Genomic DNA, 25,950 nt, shown 5'->3' on the forward strand with positions numbered 1-25,950 from the left:
GACAGGGTGTAAGCAAATGACGAAGCATGATTTGTCCCACACACCCTTGAAAGCCTCTCTGGACTTTTTTAAAAGGTGATTGCTACGCTACTGAATCTTCTTCATTTGTGTCAAAAATATGTTCTTCTTTTTTACCTGGGAGCACAAAGTTTAAAATGACGCCAATGATTGCAGCTAATGCCATTCCGTGTAACTCAAAGCTTTCCCCGAACTTAATCATCGCTTCGCCAATTCCTATTACTAAAATGACGGAAGTGATGATTAAGTTTCTTTTTTCGTTCAGATCAACTTTATGCTCAATCATCATTCTTAATCCTGAAGATGCGATGATCCCGAAGAGCAGTATTGAAACGCCACCCATTACTGGAGTTGGAATCGAACTGATCAAGGCGGAAATTTTTCCAATAAAGCCAAACAAGATTGCAAATAGAGCTGCACCGGCAATGACATAAACGCTGTAAATCCTTGTAATCGCCAATACGCCGATATTTTCGCCATATGTCGTGTTCGGCGGTCCACCGATAAAAGATGCAATCATGGTTGCCGCTCCGTCGCCGAGAATGGAACGGGCAAGTCCAGGGTCTTTGATTAAATCTTTTCCGATTACTTGGCTTAGCAGCATTTGGTGACCGATATGCTCGGATAATGTCACCACTGCGACTGGAACCATCAGCAGAATGATTTCAGATGTAATGTGAGGTGTATAATCAACAAATGGAATGATAAAGTTCGGGAGCTGAAACCATTTGGCTTCCGCCACTTTTTGAAAGTCGACAATACCGATTATAAGCGAGTATACATATCCGCCGAAAATTCCGATTAATACAGGGATTAGGTTAAAAAATCCTTTAAAAAATGCCATTGTTATAATGGTGATCAGAAGCGTAACAAGGCCTGCTGAAAAGTGAAGCAAGCTGTAATGTCCTTTAGGATCGTTCATGGCCATACTCACAGCTGTTGATGCAAGGCCAAGTCCGATTACCATAATTACTGGACCGACGACAACAGTTGGAAGTAATTTCATAATCCATTTATATCCTGTCTGTTTGATGATAAGCGCGACAACCCCGTAAACTAGGCCTGCCAAAAAGCTGCCGATCATCGCCGCTCCTACACCGCCGGCAGCTTTAGCCGCAATTAACGGTGTGATGAAGGCAAAGGAGGAGCCGACATATGCCGGCACTTTTCCTTTTGTTATCAAAATAAATGCGAGTGTGCCGAGACCGCTGGAAATCAAAGCAACAGAAGGATCAATTTTGACTAAAAACGGTACGAGAATCGTTGCTCCAAACATGGCAAATAAATGTTGGAAGCTTAAGGCGAGCCATGTGATAAAATCAGGTTTATCATGAACATCTAGTATAATATTTCTTTTCATGTTTTTTCCTCCTTATGGAATTTGCACAAAAAAACCTCTTTGGCCGATGAGGCACAAAGAGGTTTTACCAAAGTGCATACAAATAGCGTATACACCTTTCGGACCCCTTTGCAGCCTCACGGGACTGCTATTAAAAGGGACATCTATTCATTTTCATAAATGGATACTTTTTCTTTTTCATCTACTTCCAAAAGCTGTACAACAATTTTTTCTGATTTTGAAGTAGGTATGTTTTTCCCGACATAATCCGCTCGGATCGGCAGTTCGCGATGGCCGCGGTCAACAAGTACAGCGAGCTGGATTTGCGCTGGCCTGCCGTAGTCAACAATGGCATCCATCGCTGCCCGTACCGTTCTTCCCGTGTAAAGGACATCGTCTACTAAAATGACTTTTCGATTGTTAATATCGATCGGGATATCTGAACCTTTAACGAGCGGTTCGCCGCTTTCTGTTTTTTGTGTTAAATCATCCCGGTAAAAAGTAATGTCAAGGTTGCCGACAGGTATCTCTTTTCCTTCAATGTCCTCTATTCTTTTTGCAAGACGTTTGGCAAGATAAATTCCCCTTGTCTTGATTCCGACCAAAACACAATTGTCTATACCTTTATTGTGTTCGATAATTTCGTGGGCTATTCTAGTTAGCGCCCTTCTGATCGCCTGCTCATCTAAAACAACCGCTTTTTCCGGCATGCTCATCACCTCAAATTTCGGTTAAAAAAACCTCTCATCCTGAGGATGAGAGGTTTTGTGCATAGCTCACCTATTGCCATACGATTCCTTCTCAGCCTCACGGGACTGCAGTTAAAGGATGCTGTATTGTCTAAACGTATTATGACAGAGCAGCTCGTAAATGTCAACGATCATTTCTTAACATTTGCAAAATCTTTTCGAATTCTTCCGGGAGCGATGCTTCAAACTTCAAAAACTCTTTTGTTCTTGGATGCTCAAAACCAAGTACGCCTGCATGAAGAGCCTGTCCATGAATCGGAAGTGTTTTTTTCGGTCCATATTTTGGATCGCCGGCTAGCGGAAAACCGATATATTTCATATGCACGCGGATTTGATGCGTTCTTCCGGTTTCCAGTCGACATTCAATATATGTATAATCCGAAAATCGTTCCAGCACATGAAAATGGGTGACAGCTTCTTTACTGTTTGTTTTTGTTACCGTCATTTTTTGCCGATCCTTTGGATCCCTGCCGATCGGAGCATCAATTGTGGCATGATCGTGCGGAATTACCCCGTGTACAATCGCCTTATATCTCCTTTCAACCCTCTTTTCCATTAATTGATTTGCTAATGATTCATGAGCGTAATCATTTTTGGCAACCATTAATAAACCTGAAGTATCTTTATCAATCCGGTGAACAATTCCCGGTCGAAGGACTCCGTTAATTCCGGACAAATCTTTACAATGATATAAAAGACCGTTCACAAGTGTTCCTGAAGTGTGTCCCGGCGCTGGATGGACGACCATCCCACGCGGTTTATTGACAACGATGACATCTTCATCCTCATAGTATATATCAAGCTCCATCGGCTCAGGCTTGACATCCAGCTCTTCCGGTTCTGGAACAGATACAATGATGACATCACCAATTTGGCACTTGTAATTGGCCTTCACCGATTTTTCATTTACTGAAACAACCCCGTCCTTGATCCAATTTTGGACCAACGTTCTTGACCAATTCTCATCTTTATTGGCCAAAAATTTATCTATTCGTTCATGTTCCTCTTTTTCCGTCACAACAAAAGTAAATTGCTCCATTTTCTACTCCTTTTGCTTCTTTTCTTCAAAAAACAGAAAATATATGAAAAGTAAAATAACACCGATTGTTAAAGATGAATCGGCAATATTAAAAATTGGAAAATTATAACCGAAAATATATGTATGGATAAAGTCCACCACCTCTTTGCGGAAAAGGCGGTCAATAAAATTCCCAATCGCTCCGCCGAGCATTAAGCTGAGAGCAACCCCCAGCATTGCATTTTGTTTCGCATATTTTTGCATATAATAAATAATCGCTACGACAACAATAATGGTAATCACATAAAAGAACAACATCTGGTTTTGCAATATTCCCCAAGCCGCTCCTTTATTGCGGTGAGACGTTATGTATAAAAATCCGTTGATAATTTCAATGCTTTCACCAATTTCCATATTTTTTACGATCAGCCATTTTGTCCATTGGTCGAGAGCGATGACAAATAATGCAATCAAATATTTAAGCACACTGCGTTCCTCCACTCACTGGCAAGTTTCCATCAAATTTTAGCACATTTTTTGACAAACAGTAAAGAAGGGGAACAAGCAAAAAAGTGAAGCTTGTTCACTTCACTTCTTAATGATATTCTAGTGTTTTTTTTAAATATGATTTCATATTGAGAAAATCATGAATCGTTCTGGCTGTCGGAATTTGTGCCAATTGTTCGAGCGGCAATTTTTGCAATGTTTCTTCACATATGCCATAAAGTCCATATTCCATTTTTTCCAATGCAAGCTCAACATCGTTGAGCTCATTTTTTACATCCCGGATAAAAATCGGGTCATCCAATTGACTTTTGGCGAGCCGCGCATTGAGTTCGTCCTTCATTAACGTTAATTCGTCTTTGATTTGATCGAGCGGATTCATTATTAAAACCCCCTCGTCTGTTTTGTATTTATATTGTAACCGCCGTACTGCCTCCTATCACATTCAAGTTTTTCCACACACGTAAATAGCGGCTTGGAAATGATTCACACTTTAAAAGCTAAAAGCTGAATTCTTCTTTCAATTTTGAGCAAAGTATTCATTTTTGAAAAAGCATCCGAGAAAACTTTTCCAATTGACTATGACGGATTTCAATGAAAGATCGTTCTTTTTATGACACTTCTTTATGAGGAAGCATTGCTAAATGAAAAAACTCCCTGTTTGCACAGGGAGCTGATAAAACTATGCTAGATGGCTGTAGTGATCTTTCACAATGCTTGCACATCTTTTGCACAATGTCGGATGGTCTTGATCAGTGCCTATATCTGTTGAAACAACCCAACATCTTTCACAAGTCTCACCATCCGCTTGCTTCACAATTATTTTGATGCTATCAAATGTTTGCGCTTCTTCTGGAGCATCTTTGTAATCACCGGCAATTTCTAACTGGGAAACAATAAACAGCTGTTTTAAGTCCTCTTGTATTGAATTGAACAATTCTTTTATTTCTTCGTTCGGATAAAGGATGAGAGCAGCATTTAACGATTTGCCGATCACTTTTTCATTTCGGGCGATTTCCAGGGCCTTTAATACATCATCGCGAACTGACATAAACTGATCCCATTTCGCTTCAATCTCTTTGCTGCCTTCAATCTCTACAGCTTCCGGCATATCGACAAGCTGTACGCTCTTTTCTTCAACTGATTCAATATGTCCCCATACTTCTTCTGTTGTATGCGGCAAAATCGGTGTCATCAGCTTTACAAGAGCAAGAAGCGCTTCATATAAAACCGTTTGGATAGAACGTCGATTATGGCTGTCAGCAGCCTCAATATACAGAATGTCTTTTGCAAAATCAAGATAAAATGAGCTTAGCTCAATCGTACAGAAATTGTGAACGTCATGATAGATGGATGCAAAATCATATTCTTCATATGCTTTTCGCACTTTGGCAATTAGTTTATTCAGTTTAATGAGAATATAGCGATCCACTTCTCTTAATTTTTCTACAGAAACACGATGCTGATTTGGATCAAAATCAAACAAATTTCCTAACAAGAAACGGTACGTGTTGCGAATTTTCCGATATACTTCAGATACTTGTTTTAAGATTGCATCAGAGACGCGAACATCCGATTGATAATCAACTGATGCTACCCATAGACGAAGAATATCTGCTCCAAACTGTTCCGTCACTTTGGCAGGAACAACAACATTTCCTAGCGATTTGCTCATTTTCCGTCCTTCGCCGTCCAGCGCAAATCCATGGCTTAAAACGCCTTTATATGGAGCTTTTCCTGTGACAGCAACTGCTGTAGACAGCGATGAATTAAACCAGCCGCGATATTGGTCAGAGCCTTCTAAATAAAGATCAGCAGGACGCTGCAAATCTTCCCGTTCAACTAAAACTGCTTGATGAGAAGAGCCTGAATCGAACCAAACGTCCATAATGTCTGTTTCTTTTGTAAAAATGCCGTTCGGGCTTGAAGGGTGTGTAAATCCTTCTGGAAGCAGGTCTTTTGCTTCGCGTTCAAACCAAACGTTCGAGCCGTGCTCGCGGAACAGTTTTGCCACATGTTCAATCGTTTCATCTGTTATGATCGGCTCCCCATTTTCACCATAAAACACTGGAATTGGCACGCCCCATGCCCGCTGACGGGAAATACACCAATCGCTTCGATCGCGGATCATGTTATGAATGCGAATTTCTCCCCAATTAGGGATCCATTTCGTTTCTTTAATTGCTTGCAGCAATTCATCTCGAAAATCTTTAATGGACGCAAACCATTGCGCTGTTGCTCTGAAAATCGTTGGTTTCTTTGTCCGCCAGTCATGTGGATAGGAGTGTGTAATAAATGAAAGCTTTAGCAATGCCCCTACTTCTTCTAATTTTTCCGTTATTTTTTTATTTGCGTCATCATAAAACAATCCTTCGAACCCTGGAGCTTCTTCTGTCATGTACCCTCTTTCGTCGACAGGACATAATACGCCTAGGTTATATTTTTGTCCGACGACAAAATCGTCTTCCCCATGGCCTGGCGCTGTATGGACGCATCCTGTACCAGCGTCGGTCGTTACATGTTCGCCAAGGATCACTAATGAATCGCGGTCATAGAACGGGTGTTTCGCAACCACATATTCCAGCTCTTTGCCTTTAAACGATTTCACTACTTCATATTCTGTCCAGTCCAGCTCTTTTGCCACTTCTTCGAGCAGAGCAGATGCGATCACAAACTTGTCAGCTCCAACCTTCACTACAGAATATTCCAAATCAGGATGAACAGCAATTCCTAAGTTTGCAGGGATAGTCCACGGAGTAGTCGTCCAAATGACGATTTTTTCTCCATCTGTTAATATATTTTTTCCGTCCTTTATTTCAAATGCAACATAAATAGAAGGCGAGCGTTTGTCATAATATTCAATTTCCGCCTCTGCCAAGGCAGATTCGCTCGATGGAGACCAATAAACCGGCTTCAAGCCTTTATAAATATATCCCTTTTTCGCCATTTCTCCAAAGACGCGAATTTGCTGGGCTTCATATTCTGGTTTCAAGGTGACATATGGATTTTTCCAGTCGCCTCGAATTCCAAGGCGTTTAAATTGCACGCGCTGGCGCTCAATTTGCTCCCATGCATATTGCTCGCAATGTTTTCGAAACTGCGCGACATCCATCTCTTTTCGATTGATTTTTTGTTTCTTCAAAAGTGCTGTTTCAATTGGCAGACCGTGCGTATCCCATCCAGGAACATACGGTGCGCAATATCCGCTCATGGATTTATAACGGACAATAATGTCTTTTAAAATTTTGTTTAAGGCATGCCCCATATGAATATCCCCGTTTGCGAACGGCGGACCATCATGCAATATGAAAAGAGGCCGTCCTTTCGTGCGCTCCTGCACTTTTTCATAAATATCCATCTCTTCCCATTTTTTCTGGATCTCAGGTTCTTTTTTCGGAAGGTTCCCTCTCATTGGAAAGTCTGTTTTCGGCATTCGTAACGTCTCTTTATAATCCATTCCCATTCCTCCACATAATATTTGTTCACTAAAATAAAAAAAACTCCTCATCCCTAAGGGACGAGGAGGAATCTCGCGGTACCACCCTTTTAGATGCGCACAAATCATGCACATCCACTCATAAACATAACGGACTTGGCCGCCACAGCCTACTAGCATGTTTCAGCTATGGACTCAAGGGTGATGTTCATCCTTTCGCCTTTACCCGGGCTTCCACCGTCCCCGGTTCGCTGTCATAAAGGGCTTGAAAGGACTACTGTCCCTCTCATTGTTTTGTCATATTCCGTTTTATTTTCGTATTATATGAAATCACGAACAAAAAAGTCAAGTTATACTTTCGGTTCTTCCGCTTCTTCTCCTAAGATTGGCTCGACATTGTATTCCATTAAGTGATCCCAATCATCATTTTTTAGCAGATCAAGCTGTGCTTCGATGAGCATTTGAAAACGGGTGCGGAATACTTTTGACTGCTTTTTCATCTCTTCGATTTCCATTGCAATTTTATGCGATTTAGCAAGTGCTTCATTGATGATTCTGTCAGCATTTTTTTCCGCTTCTTTAATGATCAGCTTCGCTTCCTTTTGAGCGTTTCTTTTCACATCTTCCGCAGCTTCCTGCGCAACTAAAATCGATTTATTTAACGTTTCTTCTATATTTGTAAAGTGATTCAGCTTCTCGGTTAATTCCTTCACCTTTAATTCCAATTCTTTCTTTTCGCGGATGACCATTTCATAATCTTTAATCACTTGATCTAAAAACTCATTTACTTCATCTTCATCATAGCCGCGAAAGCCTTTTGTAAATTCCTTGTTATGAATATCCAGCGGGGTTAAAGGCACAAATTCCACCTCCATATGTATGTTTTTCGCAAAACACTAATCCAATTATAAACGATTTTTCGACAGAATGGGCAAAAATCTTTCCATTTGTAATATTATTTTTGTATTCCGATCTTAATGCGCCACTTATCTTTTCTTGTTTTCCCTTCAATTGCCAAAACTTTGCTTCTTCCGAATCCTCGGACAGATAACACATCATCTTCCGCAATTTCAAAATGAGCATCCTCAACAATTTTCCAATTGACTTTGACAAGACTATTTTCAATAAGCGATTTTATTTTTTGCCGAGATTGGTGATAAACATTTGCTAGAACAGCATCGAGCCGAAGCGAAGAAACGGTGATCAAAGAAATATCCATTTCTTCTTCATGAGAAAACACATCTTCGAATGGAATCTGTTTCAAACGAACGGAAATCTTTCCAATTTTATTCCAGTTCAGCTGCAGGAAATTGGCAATTTCTTGCGCAACCATGACTTGCACCGTTTCATCATGAATGATAATGTCGCCGAACTTGCTCCGTTTTAAGCCGAGCGACATAAGCGATCCAAGCACTTCGCGATGTGATAATGTCACGAATTTTTTCGGGAACATGATTTCAAATGCGAACATTGAAAAATCATCTAATGTCGGTTGAATATAGTCAGGGTAAAAAAAAGCCCGCTTTCTTTCAGCATTTTTATAGCCTCCGAAAAATTGCACGTGAACATCCGGATTTTCACCGATCAATGTCTTAATGATTTTCTGTTCCCGCGGATCTAAAAAATCGGTCAATTTTGGCCGATATTGCTCAGTCACAATTTGTTTCCATCCAAAGACTTTGTCAATGAACTCCCTTTCTTCTTTGCGAAAATGCTGATAAACACTCTCCATAAGAGACAACTCCAATTATGATATGAAAAGAGCCGATTGGCATACAAAACAATTCGAATGTCAATCGGCGAATGAATTTTATGAAATCATACTAAAAAGAGCATACAGCCCATAATCTGCAAAATGCAGGGCAATCAATGCAACAATAGGAGATACATCAATCATCCCTAATGGAGGAATGATTCTTCTAAACGGTTCTAAATAAGGCTCACATATAGCCGCTAAAAATTGTCCAATGGACGTTTCCCTTGCATTCGGAAACCAAGACATCAAAATATAAATGATAATCGCATAGGAATAAATATCGAGCAAAAAACTTAATATGTTATATATTGTTCCCATCAATCATTTCTACCACCTTTTATTTTCATCATCTGCCATGAAATCGGAAATAGAGCCGGCGACATCTACGTTATCTGGGGTACATAAAAATATGTTTGTTCCAACACGCTGGATGTCTCCGCCAATGGCATAAACAGTGCCGCTTAAAAAATCAACAATCCTTTTTGCCTGATCATGCCCGATCCGCTGCAAATTGACAATGCATGAACGGCGGTTTTTCAGATGATCAGCAATTTCTTGCGCCTCTGAATACGTTCTTGGCTCACATAATATTACTTTAGTAGATTTTTGGGCGCTTTGCAAACTTACAACATTTTGTTTTCCGAAAGCGGCATTTTTTTCAACGCTGCTGTTGTGATTGAACATAATCGGTTCATGTTGGTGTTTCTCTTCCGGAGCTTCCATATCTTCAATCTCATAATCTTCATCATCGAGGGCAAAAAAGCTTTTAAATTTATTCTTTAAGCTCATCTGATTTACCTCCAGTTTCGTTTTATGTACCTACTAGCGAGGAGCCGATGCGAAGATAAGTAGCCCCTTCTTCAACCGCGATTTTGTAGTCGTTGGACATCCCCATTGATAGCTCTGTACATGGTGCATTCGGTATATTTAGTGCTTTCACTTGTTCCTGCAGTTGCTTTAAACTTCGGAAGCATCTTCTGATTTCTTCTTCATCGTCTGTAAATGGAGCCATTGTCATTAATCCGACAACTTCGATATGGCGATACTCCTTCAACTGTTGAATAAAATCAATGCATTGTTCAGGAGCCACGCCATGCTTTGACTGTTCGCCAGATGTATTTACTTGCACAAAGCATTTGATCGTTCGATCTGCTCTTTTTTCAATTTCGTTTGCTAGCGATATTCTATCCAACGAATGAATATAATCCACCTTGTCTATAATATTTTTCACTTTTCGAGTTTGAAGTGTGCCGATGAAATGCCAGACAGCTTTTGATCCAATGCTGTTATATTTCGATAAAAAACCGTCATCCCTGTTTTCGCCTAAGTGTAAAATGCCTGAATTTATCGCCTCTATAGCCCGTTCTACCGTTACATATTTCGTCACTGCAATAATTTGGATATCATCTATTTTTCGATTTGATTTTTTGCATGCTTGTTCGATTTCCTGTTGGATTCGTGCTAAATTTTCTTTCACTGACAAGGCTTAGTATCCCTCCTTCAAACCGATAAATCCCATCATTCGTCCTGTTTTCCCTTGATCTCTTCGATGGGAAAAAAACAAATCTTGATCGCAGCTTGTACAATATGAGGTCAATAGGATTTGATGTTCCGGCACTCCTTTTTTCATTAACAATCTTTTGTTGATTTCTGCAAGATGAATAGAATAAAGGCCGTTCTCAAGCTGTTTATAAAATGTCGTCTCATTGTCAAAAAGAGGTTTGATCGCATCGATCACATCGTCATTGACGACATAACAGCATTCGCCGATTGAAGGACCTATGGCTGCAAATATATTTTGAGCTTGCACACCTTCGTGCAAAACCCAACTGTCGATCATTTCACCTGCTATATTTTTCGCAGTCCCTCTCCAGCCCGCATGTGCGATGCCAATCAGTGAGTCTTTTGGAGAAAAAAAGAAAATCGGAACACAATCAGCAAAAAAAAGGGAAAGTAATATATTTTTTTCCGATGTGTATAGGCCGTCCGTTTGAGTGATGCATTGACGATATGTAAAAACCCCTGATCCTTTATGTTTATTTACTACCTTGACAATTTGTTTGTCATGGACTTGATCGGCACATACCCAGTTTGGTAGATCAAAACGAATTTTGTCCCCAATGATTTTTCGATTTTTGATCACCGTTTCCTTTTCATCATTCACATGAAGACCTAAATTTAATGAAGCAAAACCATTCTTGGAAAATCCTCCTTTTCTCGTCGTAAAACCTGCTGTAATCTGAGAATGAAGCTTCGCCCAAGCAGGTATGGAGAAAAAAGATTCATCTGTTAATTGAAACGGTTCATGTTTCATTGTACCATTCCTCTTCGACAATTCTCTTATTTTTATTTTAACATATCTTTAAGCCAACATTTAACCAAAATTCGTGCGATTCTTATTCTGTTTCAACATTTTTCGAAACTCTTACTAAAATAACATCTTTTCCGATTTTTACGATGTTCCTCCAAGGAATGACAATTTCTTCCCCTTTTCCAAAAAAACCTAAAACCTTCCCTTGACTAGTGATCATGATCGCTTGAATTTTACCAGTTTTTAAGTCGATGTCAACGTCTTCAATGCTTCCTAATTTTTTTCCGTCATGGACATTCACAACATCTTTTATTTGCAAATCGGAAATATGGATCATGCCGGCTTCTCCCCTCAAGTATTTTTACAATCAGTATATGAGTTTTTTTTTGAATGATGATAAAGGGCCACATTCAAAAGAATGTGGCCCAATGATTATTGAATATTTTTGGTCATTTGTTTAATGGCAGCTTTTTCAAGCCGAGAAACTTGAGCTTGGGAAATGCCGATTTCTTCTGCTACCTCCATTTGTGTTTTGCCTTGAAAAAACCTTTTTTTCAATATCAGCTTCTCCCGATCATTCAATCGTCTGATCCCCTCTTTTAGAACAATTTCTTCAATCCACTTGGAATCGCGGTTTCGCTCGTCGCTTAACTGATCCATAACAAAGATCGGATCACCGCCGTCGTTATAAATCGGTTCAAATAATGAAACTGGATCTTGAATGGCGTCTAAAGCAAAAACGATTTCTTCATGCGGCACATTCAGCTCTTTAGCAATTTCTTCTGCCTTCGGCTCACGTGACGTTTCGCTCATGAGTTTTTCACGCACCTGCAAAGCTTTATAGGCAATATCACGCAATGATCTTGAAACACGTATCGGATTGTTGTCTCGCAAATATCGACGAATTTCACCGATGATCATCGGTACAGCATAAGTAGAAAATTTTACGTTTTGGCTCAGATCAAAATTATCTATAGATTTCATCAACCCAATACATCCTACTTGAAAAAGATCATCGACAAACTCGCCTCTGTTATTAAATCTTTGGATGACGCTTAAAACGAGTCGCAAATTTCCGTTGACAAGCTTTTCTCTGGCTGATAAATCACCACTTTGCATTTGTTTAAATAATTCTCGCATTTCTTCATTTTTTAAAACAGGAAGCTTCGAAGTATCAACACCGCAAATTTCAACTTTATTTCTTGTCATTTCGTTTCCCCCTTACAGGAGTTCTTGCTGTCTTAAGTTAAGTATCTCCCTGAAGGGGAAAAATATGCACAAGCTTTTCAGAGTGAACACGCTGTTGATTTTTCGCTATACATGCGACTAGCAAGCAAAAATTACACCATTTTATTAAATTCTTTTCGAAGACGCTTAATAATTCTTTTTTCCAATCTTGATATGTAAGATTGAGAAATCCCGAGCATGTCAGCCACATCTTTTTGCGTTTTTTCTTCTCCGCCATGCAATCCAAACCTAAGCTCCATTATTTGTTTTTCTCGTTCATTTAATTGCTGCAGCGCCCGCATTAATAGCTTTCGGTCAACATTAGCCTCCAAATCCTTTGTAATAATATCGTCTTCTGTTCCGAGAACATCCGAAAGAAGCAGTTCGTTTCCATCCCAATCAATGTTCAACGGTTCATCAAAAGAAACTTCAGATCTTGTTTTATTATTTCTGCGCAAATACATTAATATTTCATTTTCTATACATCTAGATGCATATGTCGCAAGCTTGATCTTTTTTTCGGGATTAAAGGTGTTGACTGCTTTAATTAGCCCGATCGTCCCAATGCTGATCAAATCTTCAATATTGATGCCGGTGTTTTCAAATTTTCGGGCAATATACACGACAAGGCGCAAATTTCGTTCTATCAAAATCGAACGGGCAGCCTTATCGCCGCTCGGAAGTTTTTTTAATAGCATTTCTTCCTCTTCCTTCGAAAGCGGAGGCGGCAGCGCTTCGCTTCCGCCGATATAATAAATTTCATCTGTTTTGATCCCTAATTTTGTTAAAAACTTGTACCATATATACGTGAGGTAAAGCTTAATTTTTTTCATGTTGTTCCCCCTTCTAAACAAATTGGTTTATGAGTATGCTATGAATAAAGGCTAAGAGCATCTTTTTGTTTACCCGTCTGGATCATTTTTGGATGAATAATGCATTGATAATCGTCTTCGCTTGAAAACCGCGAATGATTTAGTCCAATAAGCGGGCGGGACAGCATTAATGATTCTTCTTTTGTATGAATCACCACTTCGTCTGCTATTACAGCTAATAATAACTGAAGATCCTGGCCAACTGACCGGTACGGAATAATTTTCAGCCTGCCGATCCATTCTTTCTGTTCTATCGCTGTCACAGCCTCCATAGGATTTCGATTAGAAATGACTTGGTGCATACTTTCAGGAAACACGGTCATTAATTTTTCCGCTTCGGCAATCATGACTGGCTTCTTAGTGATGGGATCATACAATTGGTTGCCGCTGTCAATCAATCCTTTTACTATTACTTTTTTCTCCATCATCGTGATCGAAACATCGACAATTTGATCATAGTGGATTTTTTTTGCTTCAACCTGTTCAAGCCGCAAGCGGGAAAAATACCAAATAATCGGAAAGCCGACCACGATAAATAACCAGCTGACAGGATTTCCGAAGCCATTTCCATTTGTTAAAATCATGTTATTTTGAAATGAAAAGCCTACTTGAAAAAAATAATAAGTGCCAAGCATACCTCCCCCAACTGCAAAAGTGACAAAATAGAAAGTCAATAAATTTTCTATAAAGTAGCGAAACTTCTTAAAGCCAAAAGCATAAAGAACCATCACACATGAGAGGATTAGTTTTGATTCCGGACGGCTCGCCAGCTGTGCGAAAGGCGAAAAAAGCAATATCACAATAGCGGAGCCGATGAGCGAAGCAATCATTATTTTTTTCCATACAATGTTTCTCTTTAAGATGATTGCTGTAAGAAAAAGGAGCATGATATCAAAGCAAAAATTCATCAGCCAAATAGCATCCAAATAAATGGTCAACCGCCTCTTCCTCTCCCACCATTCAATTTTCTGGGCTTCTGACTTGCTATTAATAGGTAGTATAAACGCTATTCATTCCAAATTGTGTCAAATAGTGCCGAGTACAGCATACAATTTTTGACGGATTCCTAATGTTTTCGTCGAATGGAAAAATGGTTAAAGAAAAAAACGGTACAAGCCTTTTAGAGGAAGAAAGCTAAATTGCTGAAGTTGTAAACACTTTCGTTAAGCGACGATGAGGAAATTACAGGAGATCTTTTCTTAAAAAAGCTGCGCAAATGTTTATGCTTTTTCAGAACGAGGAAAAACCTGGCTAAAAAGCCAGGTCCTTTCGCGTATATATCTGCAATTTATATTCCACAAAAAATATTAGAATTTACCATATACTTGGCATTTCATTTTCAGCAAGGATCCGCATTTTTTTAAATGGCATGTCGTATTTTTACATAATGTTTTGATTCATTCGTTTTGCTATTTTCGGGAACGCGTTCAAATCTGTTTATCTATTTTTACATAATGTTTTGATTCATTCCGCCGTAATGCGATTTTTGAACAAATCATGCCTAATAGGAATCTCTGAATCCTGCAAATATTTATGTTCCAGTCCAATATTTAAACTGTTTCACGCATGCAAATATTAAAAACCTTCCATTTTGCCCGCTTGATGAGCTTTAAGAAAAAAGCATGGATGACGTCTATTGTCACCCATGCTTTTTTTAGCGGCGCTTTCTGTTTCTTAAAAATGTCGGGATGTCAAGCGTATCTTCTGCCTGCTGCAATGCACGGCTCGTAATGTCGTGAGTCGACTCTTCCTTTTTCACTTCACGCATAGTTGCAACATTTGGCTTCTTATTAGGAGCAAATGGTCTCGCTTCTTGCTTGCTAGGATTTATTTCAGTTTCTCTAAATCCAGTTGCAATCACTGTTACAACAATTTCATCCTTCAAATCTTCATTAATAACAGATCCAAAGATCATGTTGACATCTTGGTCCGAGGCTGATGCAACAATATCGGCTGCTTCTTGAACCTCATATAGGCTTAAATTTGTTCCGCCGGTAATGTTCATCAATACTCCTTGCGCCCCGTCAATTGAAGTTTCAAGAAGCGGACTTGAGATTGCTTTTTTGGCAGCTTCAGCCGCTCTGTTCTCTCCCGTTGCTACTCCGATTCCCATCAATGCAGAACCTTTGTTCGACATAATCGTTTTCACGTCCGCAAAGTCTAGATTGATGAGTCCCGGCACAGCAATTAAATCAGAAATACCTTGCACTCCTTGACGAAGAACGTTATCCGCTTCACGGAAAGCTTCAAGCATCGGCGTATTTTTATCAACAATTTCAAGAAGTCTGTCATTCGGAATCACAATAAGAGTGTCAACGGCTTCTTTCATGGCTGCAATTCCACCAGCCGCCTGCATAGCGCGTTTTCTTCCTTCAAACGTGAACGGCCTCGTGACAACGCCGACCGTCAGTGCTCCTAAATCTTTGGCAATTTGCGCAATGACAGGTGCTGCACCAGTTCCGGTGCCTCCTCCCATTCCAGCCGTTACAAACACCATGTCTGCACCTTTTACAGCTTCTTCAATTTGTTCCTTGTTTTCTTCAGCAGCTTTTTTTCCGACCTCTGGATTTGCTCCTGCACCAAGGCCCCTTGTCAATTTTGCGCCAATTTGCATTTTTGTTTCTGCTTTTGAAAGGTTTAATGCTTGTGCATCAGTGTTGACAGCAATGAACTCTACACCTTGCACACCATGTTCAATCATCCGGTTGACGGCATTATTTCCGCCGCCTCCTACTCCAATAACTTTAATTGTTGCAAAGCCGTCAATATTCGTATCGAACTCCAACATGCAAAATCCTCCCTAATCCATCAATGCTCTATTGACGAAATTTATTCGAAAAAGTACCCAAAAAATTTCTTCACTCTGCTCATTTTTTCTTCATTTTGACGCTTCGTTTTTTGCTTTAAAGTCACTTCATTCGCTTCACTCGGAACAGTTTGCTTAATCTGTTCCACCTCCACCTTCGATCCAATCCGTCTCCCTTGAATTTTTGCATTTTTGTAGGCAAACTGGATGAGACCGACACCTGTCATGTATTGAGGATTTCTAACACCTATGTAGTCGGGGCTAGCAATCCGAACATTGTGGGCGAGTACAGTTTGAGCAAGTTCAAGCACACCAGGAATGTTTGCACTTCCGCCAGTTAACACGAAACCTCCGGGCAATTCCTTGAAGCCCAGTTTTGCAATTTCTTGAGCTACAAGAAGAAAAATTTCCTCCATTCTAGCCTCAATAATATCAGCTATTTGAAGCTGATTGAATTTTTGCATTTTATCACTGCCTATAATCGGAACATCAAACACCTCGTCTTCAGATGCATGATCATAAAAGGCATGTCCATGTTTAATTTTAATTTTTTCAGCATTTTCTGTGGAAGTTCTAAGACCAATTGATAAATCGTTGGTAATGTGTTCTCCCCCAACCGGTAGAACGGAAGTTGTTTTTAACTCTCCGTTTTCAAAAACTGCAATGGTAGTGGATCCCCCGCCAATATCGATAAGAGCTACGCCTAAATTTTTTTCGTCTTTGGATAAAGCAACTGAACCACATGCGAGAGGCTGAAGTGCAATATCCGTAATTTCAAGACCTGCACGTTCAACGCAGCGCAGTAAATTATGTAGAATAGTTTTTGATCCGGTGATGAGCAGTCCTTCCATTTCCAGCCTTACTCCCAACATTCCCCTTGGATCATGTATCCCGTCAAGACCGTCTACAATAAACTGCTTCGGAATGCAATCTATAATTTCCCGATCTGGGGGAATGGATAAAACTTGTGCAGCTTCAATGACACGCCTTACATCTTCATTTTGAATTTCTCGGTTTTCACTTGAAACTGCCACTACTCCTTGACAATCTTGAAGTTTTACATGAGAGCCGCTCACACCGACAACAACTTTATGGAGGGGCATGCCGATCATTCTTTCCGCTTGTTCCACAGCCTTTTTAATAGAATGAACGGTTTCATCTATATCAACAATTGATCCTTTTTTTAAGCCTTTTGATTTCACATTACCAACACCAATAACGTTTAACGATTCATCCATCATTTCGCCAATGATTACTTTTACATTGGATGTACCGATGTCAAGACTGACAAATATTTCATTGCTGTTCAATGCTTTTGGCACCTCCTTATCCAATACTACTATTCTATTACGTCCAATAGAACAATACAATGAAACGAACGTTACATATTTGTTTCAATTTGTATATGTGTAAATTCAACACTTGATCTATTTTCCCTTTTAAAAGTTGGATTTTTTTTTGTGCGTATTTCTGCCGCTGTTCCATTTTGCGATTAAAATTCTGCGAATAACCGCTATATTTTGGAAAAGCCGAACTCCAAAAGCAAACATTGCTACTAAATACAAGTCTACACCAAGATGAACGCCGAGAAAAGCTAAACTTGCAGCTAAAAGTATATTAAAAAAGAATCCGGAAACAAACACAAGCTCATCATAAGAATTTTGCAAGTATGCCCGGAATCCCCCGAACAGAGTATCAAGCGCAGCAAGTATGGCTATTGATAAATAGTTGGAATATTCATCTGGAATTTGAATGTTGCTGTACAGACCTAAGATGATACCTAAAAGAATTCCGATAACCGGGAGCCACATAACTAATTCCCTTCCTTTTCATCTTTAAGAGGTGCCATATTTTGAATGCGGATCGATTTTTCATAAGGCGGTATAATTAGCTGTTTCTGCGGTGCAGATACGGTCAATTTCAAATTATCAATCGCAAAATCGTCTTTCAATGCAGATCCATTTATTTTACTGTAAAGTTTTTCAGCGTCGTTTGATAAAATTTTGATTTCAATCGGGTAAGTGTTCAGACTGTTTCCGTCAATTTTCGTTATTCCGTTAATATCGCGGATAACGGTTGTGTTGACAACTCTGTATCCGTTTATTGAAATTTCTTTTGCTTCATAAGAGTTCACTTCATTGATCAGACGCTTTAAAAGCTCTGGCGAAATCGGCTGAATAGGTTTTCCGAGCAGGTTGCTGTCAAACAAAGGCTCAACTGTGAGAACGACACCCTCACCTTTTACTTCGGTTAAACCCGCTTTCGCCTTCAGCTCTTCTAAAGTATCTTTCAACGCTTTTTCAGGACTTTCGTTTTTTTCCATTTCCCTTTGCATTTGGTCATATTTGCGGATTTCTTCTAACAATTCCACTTGAAGCTTCTGTTCTCTTTTTAAATCTTCACGGAGCTCCCACATATCCCTCGTATCACGCTCGTCCGGTTCTTCTATGGATCGATATTGCACGCCAAGCATAAACCCAAAAATTGTTGTAATGATGGAAAATGTAAAGGCAAATTTCCATTTTGGTTTAATCAATCGTCCATCACCTTTCTTTTTTCTAGAGCTAGGTTAGCTAGGGTTTCCGCTAATCATCCAGTTCATTTGACAAATAGGGCCCCATTTTAATTTCTTTTTTCTTTTCCACCTTTACAACAATATTTTCATAGGCAAGCTGATCCAAAACGCCTCCTGCAATGTTTAGCGCCTGCGTCAATACCTCAGCATCTCCGATGGCAGAAATAACAAATGGAGCGGGAAATTGGTTTCCATCTACCGTTACGACGGGGCCGTTACAGATGATATAAGAATGATGGAATATTCTTTGTCCGTTGATCGCTACAGCGGTCGCACCTGAAATGAGCAATTCATTCACAACTTTAAAGATGTGGCTTTCATGAACAATATAATTGTTCACATTTTCCCCTTCTGGAACATAAGAAGAGTCTTCGAGCGTCACTTCAATCCCTTCGCCGACAACCCCTACCTCTCCTACAAACATCCTCAATTTTTCAACATCTTCAACTAAGTTATAATAAAGCTCTTTCTCTTTTTTCAATTGCTCTTCAATTTCTGTAACTTTTTTTTGTTTTTGAAAAAGCTCCTCCTGGAGCTTCCGGTTTGTTTCTTCTTGATTGATCAGCAGCTTTCTTGTTTCATATTCTTTTTCCCACTGTTCTGGTGATACATTCAAATCTTTTCTTTCTTTTGTCCATTGAAAAGAATATGAAATTAAGAAACCGACGACGAGCATAATAAAAAATAACATGACATGGCTGGCATTAGCTTTCCTCATCGGCTTTGTCCCCTTTATTCTTCTGTGATCCTTTCTTGCTGTAAGGCTCAAAATAAGAACCGACTTCTAAGTGGATAATCCCTTTTACTTTCGGGTTGAGTTCTTTTACAATCATTGGATATGAACGCATTTTTTCAGCAAAAGTTTTCATAGAAGCTCTCACTTCATAGCCGTTGTTCATAAATAATGTAATTATGTACGGATCCATTTTTTCCGGCGTATAGTGAACCTCAGAAATGGAATTGGAAATGGAATGCGGAAGGTTTGTCAATTGTTCAGTCATGAGATGAGCAAATTCAGCATCGTCAAAACCGAATAAGATCGGAGCATCAGGCACTTTTACGCTTTTTTGTCCATCTAAAGTTTCCCCGTTTTCCAAAACCGGGTAAAAGGATGATCCATTGGACACGTAGGCTACTCGTTTCATTTCTTCAATTTCAATCCGAATGGTGTGAGGGAAAATTTTGACTATGTTCGCACCTTTCACTTCTTTATGTTTTTTCAAAGCTTTGATCGTTTTTTCTTTATTAACACTCCAAAAATTCGTCTGTTGATCGATACCGGAAAGCGAAATGATTTCATCGCTGGGAACATTGACATTTCCGCTCACTTCTACGTTTTTCACTTTGCTTAACGGCGTTTCTAAATAAATAATTAATAAAATAAGCAAGGAGAAGGTGAGAATAAATAGTATAAATCTCCTATTTGCCTTTTGTTTGCGCTGCTGCTTGAGCTTCGGTATCCGATCCTCGATTGAAACGATTTTTTCTTTTTCCAAGTCTATGTTCACCCCATCCTAGATTCATTGAATCCAGGTTTAATATATAAGCTTGTCCAAAAGGAGCAAAAAATGTTTAAAGGTGAAAAAACGGCAATAGCATGCCGTTTTAAAAAAATCTTGTTGAAATATTATAACATAATGTACAAGCTGAAAGGGAGAAAGATTTTTCCTATTTATTCCTTCCAACAATTTCAACTTCCGTTTCCATTTTGATTTGGAATTGCTCGTAAATCGTCTTTTTTACAAAATCGATGAGGGCCAGAACATCTGAAGCTGTTGCATTGTCTTCATTGACAATAAAATTCCCGTGCATCTCCGATATTTTTGCGCCTCCGATTTTGTAGCCTTTTAAGCCGGCTTTTTCAATGAGCTGACCAGCATAATGAGGAAGGGGGTTTCGGAAAATGCTTCCTGCGCAAGGATGGTTCCAAGGTTGTGTTTCACGGCGATATTCTTTATTTTTTTGCATCGTCGATACGATGCTGTCTCTATCTCCTTTTTTTAATTGAAATACCGCTTCTAAACATATTCCCGGGCGCTTTTTTTGCAAGATGGAGCTGCGGTATGAAAATTCCATTTCTTTATTGGAAAGCCATTCTAATGTCCCATCTGCAAACAAAATATGCGCCTTTTTGAGAACATTTGAAATATCCGAGCCGTGCGCACCCGCATTCATATAGACCGCACCGCCTACAGATCCGGGAATGCCGCTGGCAAATTCTAAACCAGACAATCCTTTTCGGCTGATCAATGTTGACAGGCTGACTAATGAATAGCCTCCCCCTACTGTGATCTCCTCATCTTGAATGGTTAAATGGCTGATGCCGTTCCCTAATTTAATTACGACCCCGGCAATTCCTTCATCTAAAACAAGTAAATTGGATCCTCTCCCTATTACGCGCCAATCTGCATGATGCTTTTTGATGATTTCCATTGTTTTCATTAAGCCTTCAATGCTTTTTGGCTCGACAAACACATCTGCCGGTCCACCGACTTTCATCGTTGTATGTTTTTTTAACGGCTCATTCTCAAGCACTTTTCCTATATCAGCTCGAATTAACTCTTCCAACAGCTGCTTCACATGTATCCCCCCATTTTCAAATCTTGTTATTAGCAGCGGCAAGTTCGTTCATGACTTGATAAAGCCTTTTGGCTGCATCACGAACTCCCAGTTCAAAAGAAGCTTCGCTCATGCTCTTCAACGTTTCCGGATTCAGTAAAATTTGATCGATCAACGTTAACAAACGATGCCCTGTTAAATTTTGTTCAAGCAATAAAACGGCAGCGTTTCTTTCACTGAGTGTGCGGGCATTTGCTTCTTGATGATTGGCTGTAACATACGGGCTTGGAATTAATATGCTTGGAAGACCAAGCGCTGTGATTTCCGCTAAAGTCGTAGCACCTGCTCTTGATACGATTAAATCAACTGCTGCCAGCACATCCGGCATTTGGTGGATAAACGGTTTGATAATAATATTTTTCAACCGGCCAGAATCACCTATTTGTTCCATTATTTGCTTGTAATGAACCTCACCGGTGACATAAACAATTTGATACGGCTTTTTCGATAATTCGTCAAGGATGCTGAGGACAGATTCATTAATCGGTCTTGCCCCACGGCTTCCTCCAAAGATGAGCACGGATTTTACATTCTCTGTTAAATTTAAAGATGATTTACCTTTTGCCCGATCGCCGCCAATCACTTCCTGCGCGCGAGGATTTCCTGTTAGAACAACTTTTTCTTCCGGAAAAAATTTTTTGGAGCTTTCAAAAGAAATGGCGACTTTATCAACATATTTTGCTAAAAATTTATTAGTCAAACCAGGCACGCTGTTTTGTTCGTGGATGATTGTCGGTATTCCGAGTCTGCTGGCTGCATAAACGACTGGTCCCGAAACATATCCTCCAGTCCCAATTACAACATCCGCCTGAAACTCTTTTAGCAGCTTTTTGCAGATGGCGAAGCTGTTGAAAAATCGATAAACTGTTTTAACATTATCAAACGACAGCTTTCGTTTAAAACCGCTAATTTTAATCGCTTTAAACGGGATCCCTTCCCGTGCCACAATCTCTTTTTCCAGTCCATTTTCCGTCCCAATATATAAAAAATTGGCATGAGGGTCATATTTTTTCACTTCTTTTATGAAAGCAAGCGCAGGATAAATATGACCGCCGGTTCCTCCTCCACTTACGACAATGTTCATTCAAAAAGCCCCCCTGAAATGTTAGAAACTTTTTATAAAACAGTTAAAAGAGGCTGAGCAAACAAGCCGAAAAGCCCCTTTTTTTCCATATGTATCCGGATTGGAAAGCTTAATATTTTGCATATCGGCTAATATTTAAAAGCACCCCGATTGCCATCAGCATTAACGTCAGTGACGATCCTCCATAGCTTAAAAACGGAAGGGTGATGCCCGTTACAGGCATTAATCCTGTGACAACCCCGATATTGATCATCACTTGAATCGCAACCATTGCAACAATGCCGACAGCTAGCAAGCTGCCGAATAAATCAGGCGCGTTCAACGCGATTAAAATTCCCCGCCAAAGCAAAAGTGAGAATAATAAAAGCACAAGAGAACCGCCTATAAACCCCAATTCTTCCGCAACGATCGCAAAAATAAAATCTGTTTGTGGCTCGGGCAAATAAAAAAACTTTTGTCTGCTTTCACCCAATCCTAATCCGAAAAGGCCTCCAGGGCCAATAGCATAAAGCGATTGAATAATTTGAAACCCGCTCCCAAGCGGATCCTCCCATGGATTGAGGAACGAAGTGATCCTTTTCATACGATAAGGAGCTGATAACACAAGAGCGGCAAAACCGAGTACACCTATCAATCCCAGTCCGATAAAATGGCTAATTTTCGCTCCTGCTACAAAGATCATGACGACACATGCTCCCATCATCACCGTTGCTGTTCCTAAATCCGGCTGAAGCATAATGATCCCAAATGCTAAAAAGACTAATCCTAAGGACGGGAAAAGCCCTTTTTTAATGGTTGTTACAAATTTTTGATTTTCGGACAAAAATTTAGCCAGAAAGGCGATCATCGCTAGCTTCATAAACTCAGAAGGCTGAATGGAAAATGCCCCGACACCGATCCAGCTTCTGGAGCCATTTCGTACAACGCCAATTCCAGGAATCAACACGGCAATCAGCAAAACGAAGCATACGATTAAAAGCACCTTTGCCCACGTTCTCCATGTCCAATAGTCTATATTCATAAAAAAGAACATGGCAACAATGCCCAAGGCGGCGAACAGCAGCTGCCGCTTTGCAAAAAAGAATGAATCGTCAAATTTATACGTTGCCCATATGGCGCTTGCGCTATATACCATGATTAAACCGATCGAAAGCAGCAAAAATGTGATCAAAATTAAAATGAAATCTGGAGATTTGCTTTTTGTCGACACGCCGAACACCCCATCTTTTTTAAGCTTAAGGGTACGAGCCCTTATTTTAGCTTATGCACGGCGTTTATGAAAATGTCTCCTCTCTCTTCGAATGTTTTATATTGATCCCAGCTTGCACAGGCCGGAGAGAGCAAAATGACATCACCTATATCCGATATGCGAAACGCCGCAAAGACTGCTTGTTCCACATTATCGACATGTTCTATCAGTTCTATTCCAGCCTTCTTTGCAGCCTTCTTTATTTTTGGGGCAGTTTGTCCAAAGGTGATGACTGCTTTCACATGTTTGAAATACGGGATTAATTCATCAAATTCATTCCCCCGGTCAAGCCCTCCGGCCAACAATACAACAGGGGATGAAAAAGCTTCGAGAGCCTTTGTTGTTGCCAAAATATTCGTGGCTTTCGAATCGTTATAAAATTTTCTTCCTGAAACTTCGCCGACATATTGCAAGCGATGCTTTACACCTGAAAACGATGCCAGCACCTTTTGAATCGCTTTGTTTCCAACATTTTTCGCCTTTACTGCACAAATAGCGGCCAAAATATTTTCTAAGTTATGCTTGCCGACAAGAGCGATATCTTTTATATCAATAATTTTTTCACCATCATACCAAATGGATTCATTTTGGATATAAGCACCATTTGATACTTCCTTATTGGTTGAAAAATAAATTTTCTTTCCTTTTGACAGCTCAGACAGACGCACAACATCTTGATCATCCGAATTGATAACCGCAACCGATTGGTCATCTTGGTTTGAAAAAATTTTCCCTTTCGCTTGCATATAATTTTCGCGAGTTCCATGATAGTCTAGATGGGCATTAAAAATATTTAACAAGACCGCGACTGAAGGTTTAAAATGAATGGTTCCTAAAAGCTGAAACGAGGATACCTCCATAACTACAATTTGTTCCTTTGTCGCTTCCTGTACAACTTCACAAGCCACATTTCCGATATTTCCTGCCAACAGCGGCTGTTTTCCATCTGCCTTCAGCATTTCGTATATTAACGTTGTCGTCGTCGTTTTTCCATTCGATCCAGTTATCGCAATAATTTCCGCTTCAGAAATTTGATACGCAAGCTCGACTTCGGTTATAACGGGAATATTTTGGCTCGCTGCTTTTTGTACGATCGGGTTTGTGTATGGAATGCCTGGATTTTTTACAACAATATCAATATTATGCTCCTCGAGCAATTGTTCCGGATGTTCTCCTAAAATAAGTTTGATCCCTAAACTTTCAAGTTCTTTTACATCATCATTTGCTTCGTATGGTTTCATGTCGTTTACGGTAACACGAGCACCTAGTTTATGCAATAATTTAGCGGCTCTCAAGCCGCTTTTTGCCAAACCTAATACGAGAACGTTTTGATCGACATACATTTGTACATTTTTCAATTATAACCACACCTCGATGATAATTCCTAGTATTGCAAAAAGCAAACCCATCGCCCAGAATGTCACGACGACTTTCCATTCCGACCATCCGTTTAATTCATAGTGATGATGGAGCGGGCTCATTTTAAACACTCTTTTTCCAGTCATTTTAAAGGAAATTACTTGAATAATGACTGATAATGTTTCAATAACAAACACGCCGCCAATCACTATAAGCAAAATTTCTAATTTTGTCAAAATGGCTACAGCGACAATCGCTCCTCCTAAAGCCAATGAGCCAGTATCTCCCATGAACACTTTTGCAGGGTGAGCGTTGAACACTAAAAAGCCTAATACGGAACCGACCACTGCAACACTAAAGATGGCGATATCATATTGACTATTGTTCCATGCCAATACAGCAAATGCTCCGAAAGCAATTGCAGCTGAGCCGGATAACAATCCATCGAGACCGTCGGTCAAATTGACGGCATTTGAGCCGCCTACAAGCATAAACAAAATAAGAACCGGGTAGAGCCAGCCAAGATCAAAAGAAAGTTCCGTCCCCGGCAATCGAATTTCTGTAGAGAACTCAAATTGATTTAAAACAAAATAAAAAATAACCGCAACAATGATTTGACCGATTAATTTTTGTTTTGAAGTCAGACCGAGATTTCTTTTTAACACCACTTTAATCATATCGTCTAAAAATCCGAGGAGTCCGTAACCGATCGTTACAAACAACAGCAAAAACGTTTCGATCCCCGGTTCCGAAAATTTATTGGTCATGACAATAGTGGTGATGATGATGGATAAAATAATCATGACTCCGCCCATCGTCGGAGTTCCGGATTTTTTTTGGTGGGATTTTGGTCCTTCATCCCGAATACTTTGGCCAAATTTCAGCCTTCTTAAAAATGGAATAAAAATGGGAGAAAGTAATACACTGATTAAAAAGCCCATTAAGATGGTAAAAAGCACGACTTGTTCTAGCATCGATACTTCCTCCTCCCACCAAAACCAACATTTGCCTTTATATCCATATGATTA

General features: G+C 39.7%; 27 protein-coding genes and 1 other annotated feature. All 27 genes read right to left on the reverse strand.

Going from position 1 to position 25,950, the window contains the following annotated elements; genetic code table 11:
• Positions 1-82 precede the first annotated feature (82 nt).
• The 27 genes from NSR00_RS05810 to mraY all read right to left on the reverse strand — a co-directional run bounded on the left by NSR00_RS05810 (position 83) and on the right by mraY (position 25,896).
• The gene (locus NSR00_RS05810; protein ID WP_063388473.1) at positions 83-1,378 is read right to left on the reverse strand and encodes a solute carrier family 23 protein; all 1,296 of its coding nucleotides are present in this window, start codon (positions 1,376-1,378) and stop codon (positions 83-85) included.
• A gap of 143 nt (positions 1,379-1,521) precedes the next feature.
• Entirely contained in the window at positions 1,522-2,067 is a 546-nt protein-coding gene (gene pyrR / locus NSR00_RS05815; RefSeq protein ID WP_063388474.1) for a bifunctional pyr operon transcriptional regulator/uracil phosphoribosyltransferase PyrR, read from the reverse strand.
• Positions 2,068-2,230: 163 nt separating this feature from the next.
• A complete protein-coding gene (locus NSR00_RS05820) occupies positions 2,231-3,145 on the reverse strand; it encodes an RluA family pseudouridine synthase (RefSeq protein ID WP_327847739.1) in 915 nt (304 codons plus the stop codon).
• Between the two features lie 3 nt (positions 3,146-3,148).
• Positions 3,149-3,610, reverse strand: a complete 462-nt coding sequence (gene lspA, locus NSR00_RS05825; RefSeq protein WP_412674429.1) for a signal peptidase II — start codon at positions 3,608-3,610, stop codon at positions 3,149-3,151.
• Between the two features lie 109 nt (positions 3,611-3,719).
• On the reverse strand, positions 3,720-4,010 hold the full coding sequence (locus NSR00_RS05830; RefSeq protein WP_063388477.1) for a hypothetical protein: 291 nt from the start codon (positions 4,008-4,010) through the stop codon (positions 3,720-3,722).
• A gap of 300 nt (positions 4,011-4,310) precedes the next feature.
• Positions 4,311-7,085 carry an isoleucine--tRNA ligase gene (gene ileS / locus NSR00_RS05835; RefSeq protein WP_144597715.1) on the reverse strand — a complete coding sequence of 925 codons (2,775 nt, stop codon included), beginning with the start codon at positions 7,083-7,085 and terminating at the stop codon, positions 4,311-4,313.
• A gap of 53 nt (positions 7,086-7,138) precedes the next feature.
• Positions 7,139-7,363 (reverse strand) — a binding site (T-box leader).
• Positions 7,364-7,414: 51 nt separating this feature from the next.
• Entirely contained in the window at positions 7,415-7,924 is a 510-nt protein-coding gene (locus NSR00_RS05840; RefSeq protein ID WP_063388479.1) for a DivIVA domain-containing protein, read from the reverse strand.
• Positions 7,925-8,019: 95 nt separating this feature from the next.
• Entirely contained in the window at positions 8,020-8,796 is a 777-nt protein-coding gene (locus NSR00_RS05845; protein ID WP_063388480.1) for a YlmH family RNA-binding protein, read from the reverse strand.
• A gap of 78 nt (positions 8,797-8,874) precedes the next feature.
• Entirely contained in the window at positions 8,875-9,138 is a 264-nt protein-coding gene (locus NSR00_RS05850) for a YggT family protein (RefSeq protein ID WP_063388481.1), read from the reverse strand.
• Positions 9,139-9,147: 9 nt separating this feature from the next.
• Positions 9,148-9,609 carry a cell division protein SepF gene (locus NSR00_RS05855; RefSeq protein ID WP_063388482.1) on the reverse strand — a complete coding sequence of 154 codons (462 nt, stop codon included), beginning with the start codon at positions 9,607-9,609 and terminating at the stop codon, positions 9,148-9,150.
• A gap of 22 nt (positions 9,610-9,631) precedes the next feature.
• Entirely contained in the window at positions 9,632-10,303 is a 672-nt protein-coding gene (locus tag NSR00_RS05860) for a YggS family pyridoxal phosphate-dependent enzyme (RefSeq protein ID WP_063388483.1), read from the reverse strand.
• 3 nt (positions 10,304-10,306) lie between these two features.
• Positions 10,307-11,134 carry a peptidoglycan editing factor PgeF gene (gene pgeF / locus NSR00_RS05865; RefSeq protein WP_063388484.1) on the reverse strand — a complete coding sequence of 276 codons (828 nt, stop codon included), beginning with the start codon at positions 11,132-11,134 and terminating at the stop codon, positions 10,307-10,309.
• Between the two features lie 82 nt (positions 11,135-11,216).
• Positions 11,217-11,468, reverse strand: coding sequence for a YlmC/YmxH family sporulation protein (locus NSR00_RS05870; RefSeq protein WP_063388485.1), 252 nt, complete (start codon positions 11,466-11,468; stop codon positions 11,217-11,219).
• A gap of 95 nt (positions 11,469-11,563) precedes the next feature.
• Positions 11,564-12,340 (reverse strand): RNA polymerase sporulation sigma factor SigG, encoded by a 777-nt coding sequence (gene sigG / locus NSR00_RS05875; protein ID WP_063388486.1) that lies wholly within the window; start codon positions 12,338-12,340, stop codon positions 11,564-11,566.
• A 131-nt stretch (positions 12,341-12,471) separates the two neighbouring features.
• A complete protein-coding gene (sigE, locus tag NSR00_RS05880; protein WP_327856267.1) occupies positions 12,472-13,191 on the reverse strand; it encodes an RNA polymerase sporulation sigma factor SigE in 720 nt (239 codons plus the stop codon).
• Positions 13,192-13,229: 38 nt separating this feature from the next.
• Positions 13,230-14,168: a sigma-E processing peptidase SpoIIGA gene (gene spoIIGA / locus NSR00_RS05885; RefSeq protein ID WP_340787583.1), complete on the reverse strand. Its 939-nt coding sequence runs from the start codon at positions 14,166-14,168 to the stop codon at positions 13,230-13,232.
• 716 nt (positions 14,169-14,884) lie between these two features.
• Positions 14,885-16,018: a cell division protein FtsZ gene (ftsZ, locus tag NSR00_RS05890; RefSeq protein ID WP_340787586.1), complete on the reverse strand. Its 1,134-nt coding sequence runs from the start codon at positions 16,016-16,018 to the stop codon at positions 14,885-14,887.
• Between the two features lie 41 nt (positions 16,019-16,059).
• Positions 16,060-17,346, reverse strand: a complete 1,287-nt coding sequence (gene ftsA / locus NSR00_RS05895) for a cell division protein FtsA (RefSeq protein WP_094246090.1) — start codon at positions 17,344-17,346, stop codon at positions 16,060-16,062.
• A 129-nt stretch (positions 17,347-17,475) separates the two neighbouring features.
• On the reverse strand, positions 17,476-17,847 hold the full coding sequence (locus tag NSR00_RS05900; RefSeq protein ID WP_063388491.1) for a small basic family protein: 372 nt from the start codon (positions 17,845-17,847) through the stop codon (positions 17,476-17,478).
• 2 nt (positions 17,848-17,849) lie between these two features.
• Positions 17,850-18,572, reverse strand: a complete 723-nt coding sequence (locus NSR00_RS05905; RefSeq protein ID WP_232515562.1) for a DUF881 domain-containing protein — start codon at positions 18,570-18,572, stop codon at positions 17,850-17,852.
• A 49-nt stretch (positions 18,573-18,621) separates the two neighbouring features.
• The gene (locus NSR00_RS05910) at positions 18,622-19,329 is read right to left on the reverse strand and encodes a DUF881 domain-containing protein (RefSeq protein WP_063388492.1); all 708 of its coding nucleotides are present in this window, start codon (positions 19,327-19,329) and stop codon (positions 18,622-18,624) included.
• Positions 19,316-20,107 carry a cell division protein FtsQ/DivIB gene (locus tag NSR00_RS05915; protein ID WP_063388493.1) on the reverse strand — a complete coding sequence of 264 codons (792 nt, stop codon included), beginning with the start codon at positions 20,105-20,107 and terminating at the stop codon, positions 19,316-19,318. Before NSR00_RS05915 ends, NSR00_RS05910 begins: the two co-directional genes overlap by 14 nt.
• 172 nt (positions 20,108-20,279) lie before the next feature.
• Positions 20,280-21,191, reverse strand: a complete 912-nt coding sequence (gene murB / locus NSR00_RS05920; protein ID WP_340787591.1) for a UDP-N-acetylmuramate dehydrogenase — start codon at positions 21,189-21,191, stop codon at positions 20,280-20,282.
• A 16-nt stretch (positions 21,192-21,207) separates the two neighbouring features.
• A complete protein-coding gene (gene murG / locus NSR00_RS05925; RefSeq protein ID WP_340787593.1) occupies positions 21,208-22,314 on the reverse strand; it encodes an undecaprenyldiphospho-muramoylpentapeptide beta-N-acetylglucosaminyltransferase in 1,107 nt (368 codons plus the stop codon).
• Positions 22,315-22,423: 109 nt separating this feature from the next.
• Positions 22,424-23,524, reverse strand: coding sequence for a stage V sporulation protein E (spoVE, locus tag NSR00_RS05930; protein WP_340787596.1), 1,101 nt, complete (start codon positions 23,522-23,524; stop codon positions 22,424-22,426).
• 41 nt (positions 23,525-23,565) lie between these two features.
• Positions 23,566-24,921: a UDP-N-acetylmuramoyl-L-alanine--D-glutamate ligase gene (gene murD, locus NSR00_RS05935; RefSeq protein ID WP_445659556.1), complete on the reverse strand. Its 1,356-nt coding sequence runs from the start codon at positions 24,919-24,921 to the stop codon at positions 23,566-23,568.
• The gene (mraY, locus tag NSR00_RS05940) at positions 24,922-25,896 is read right to left on the reverse strand and encodes a phospho-N-acetylmuramoyl-pentapeptide-transferase (RefSeq protein WP_340787599.1); all 975 of its coding nucleotides are present in this window, start codon (positions 25,894-25,896) and stop codon (positions 24,922-24,924) included.
• Positions 25,897-25,950: the final 54 nt, after the last annotated feature.

It is taken from the genome of Aeribacillus sp. FSL K6-8394, from assembly GCF_038008865.1.
GTDB classification, from domain to species: domain Bacteria; phylum Bacillota; class Bacilli; order Bacillales; family Aeribacillaceae; genus Aeribacillus; species Aeribacillus composti.

Coding starts and splice junctions, on each gene's coding strand:
- NSR00_RS05810 (WP_063388473.1), bottom strand. CDS start 1,378: ATGAAAAGAAATATTATACTAGATGTTCATGATAAACCTGATTTTATC.
- pyrR (WP_063388474.1), bottom strand. CDS start 2,067: ATGCCGGAAAAAGCGGTTGTTTTAGATGAGCAGGCGATCAGAAGGGCG.
- NSR00_RS05820 (WP_327847739.1), bottom strand. CDS start 3,145: ATGGAGCAATTTACTTTTGTTGTGACGGAAAAAGAGGAACATGAACGA.
- NSR00_RS05830 (WP_063388477.1), bottom strand. CDS start 4,010: ATGAATCCGCTCGATCAAATCAAAGACGAATTAACGTTAATGAAGGAC.
- ileS (WP_144597715.1), bottom strand. CDS start 7,085: ATGGATTATAAAGAGACGTTACGAATGCCGAAAACAGACTTTCCAATG.
- NSR00_RS05845 (WP_063388480.1), bottom strand. CDS start 8,796: ATGGAGAGTGTTTATCAGCATTTTCGCAAAGAAGAAAGGGAGTTCATT.
- NSR00_RS05850 (WP_063388481.1), bottom strand. CDS start 9,138: ATGGGAACAATATATAACATATTAAGTTTTTTGCTCGATATTTATTCC.
- NSR00_RS05855 (WP_063388482.1), bottom strand. CDS start 9,609: ATGAGCTTAAAGAATAAATTTAAAAGCTTTTTTGCCCTCGATGATGAA.
- pgeF (WP_063388484.1), bottom strand. CDS start 11,134: ATGAAACATGAACCGTTTCAATTAACAGATGAATCTTTTTTCTCCATA.
- NSR00_RS05870 (WP_063388485.1), bottom strand. CDS start 11,468: ATGATCCATATTTCCGATTTGCAAATAAAAGATGTTGTGAATGTCCAT.
- sigG (WP_063388486.1), bottom strand. CDS start 12,340: ATGACAAGAAATAAAGTTGAAATTTGCGGTGTTGATACTTCGAAGCTT.
- sigE (WP_327856267.1), bottom strand. CDS start 13,191: ATGAAAAAAATTAAGCTTTACCTCACGTATATATGGTACAAGTTTTTA.
- ftsZ (WP_340787586.1), bottom strand. CDS start 16,018: ATGTTGGAGTTCGATACGAATATTGACGGCTTTGCAACAATTAAAGTT.
- NSR00_RS05900 (WP_063388491.1), bottom strand. CDS start 17,847: ATGTGGCTCCCGGTTATCGGAATTCTTTTAGGTATCATCTTAGGTCTG.
- NSR00_RS05910 (WP_063388492.1), bottom strand. CDS start 19,329: ATGAGGAAAGCTAATGCCAGCCATGTCATGTTATTTTTTATTATGCTC.
- murG (WP_340787593.1), bottom strand. CDS start 22,314: ATGAACATTGTCGTAAGTGGAGGAGGAACCGGCGGTCATATTTATCCT.
- mraY (WP_340787599.1), bottom strand. CDS start 25,896: ATGCTAGAACAAGTCGTGCTTTTTACCATCTTAATGGGCTTTTTAATC.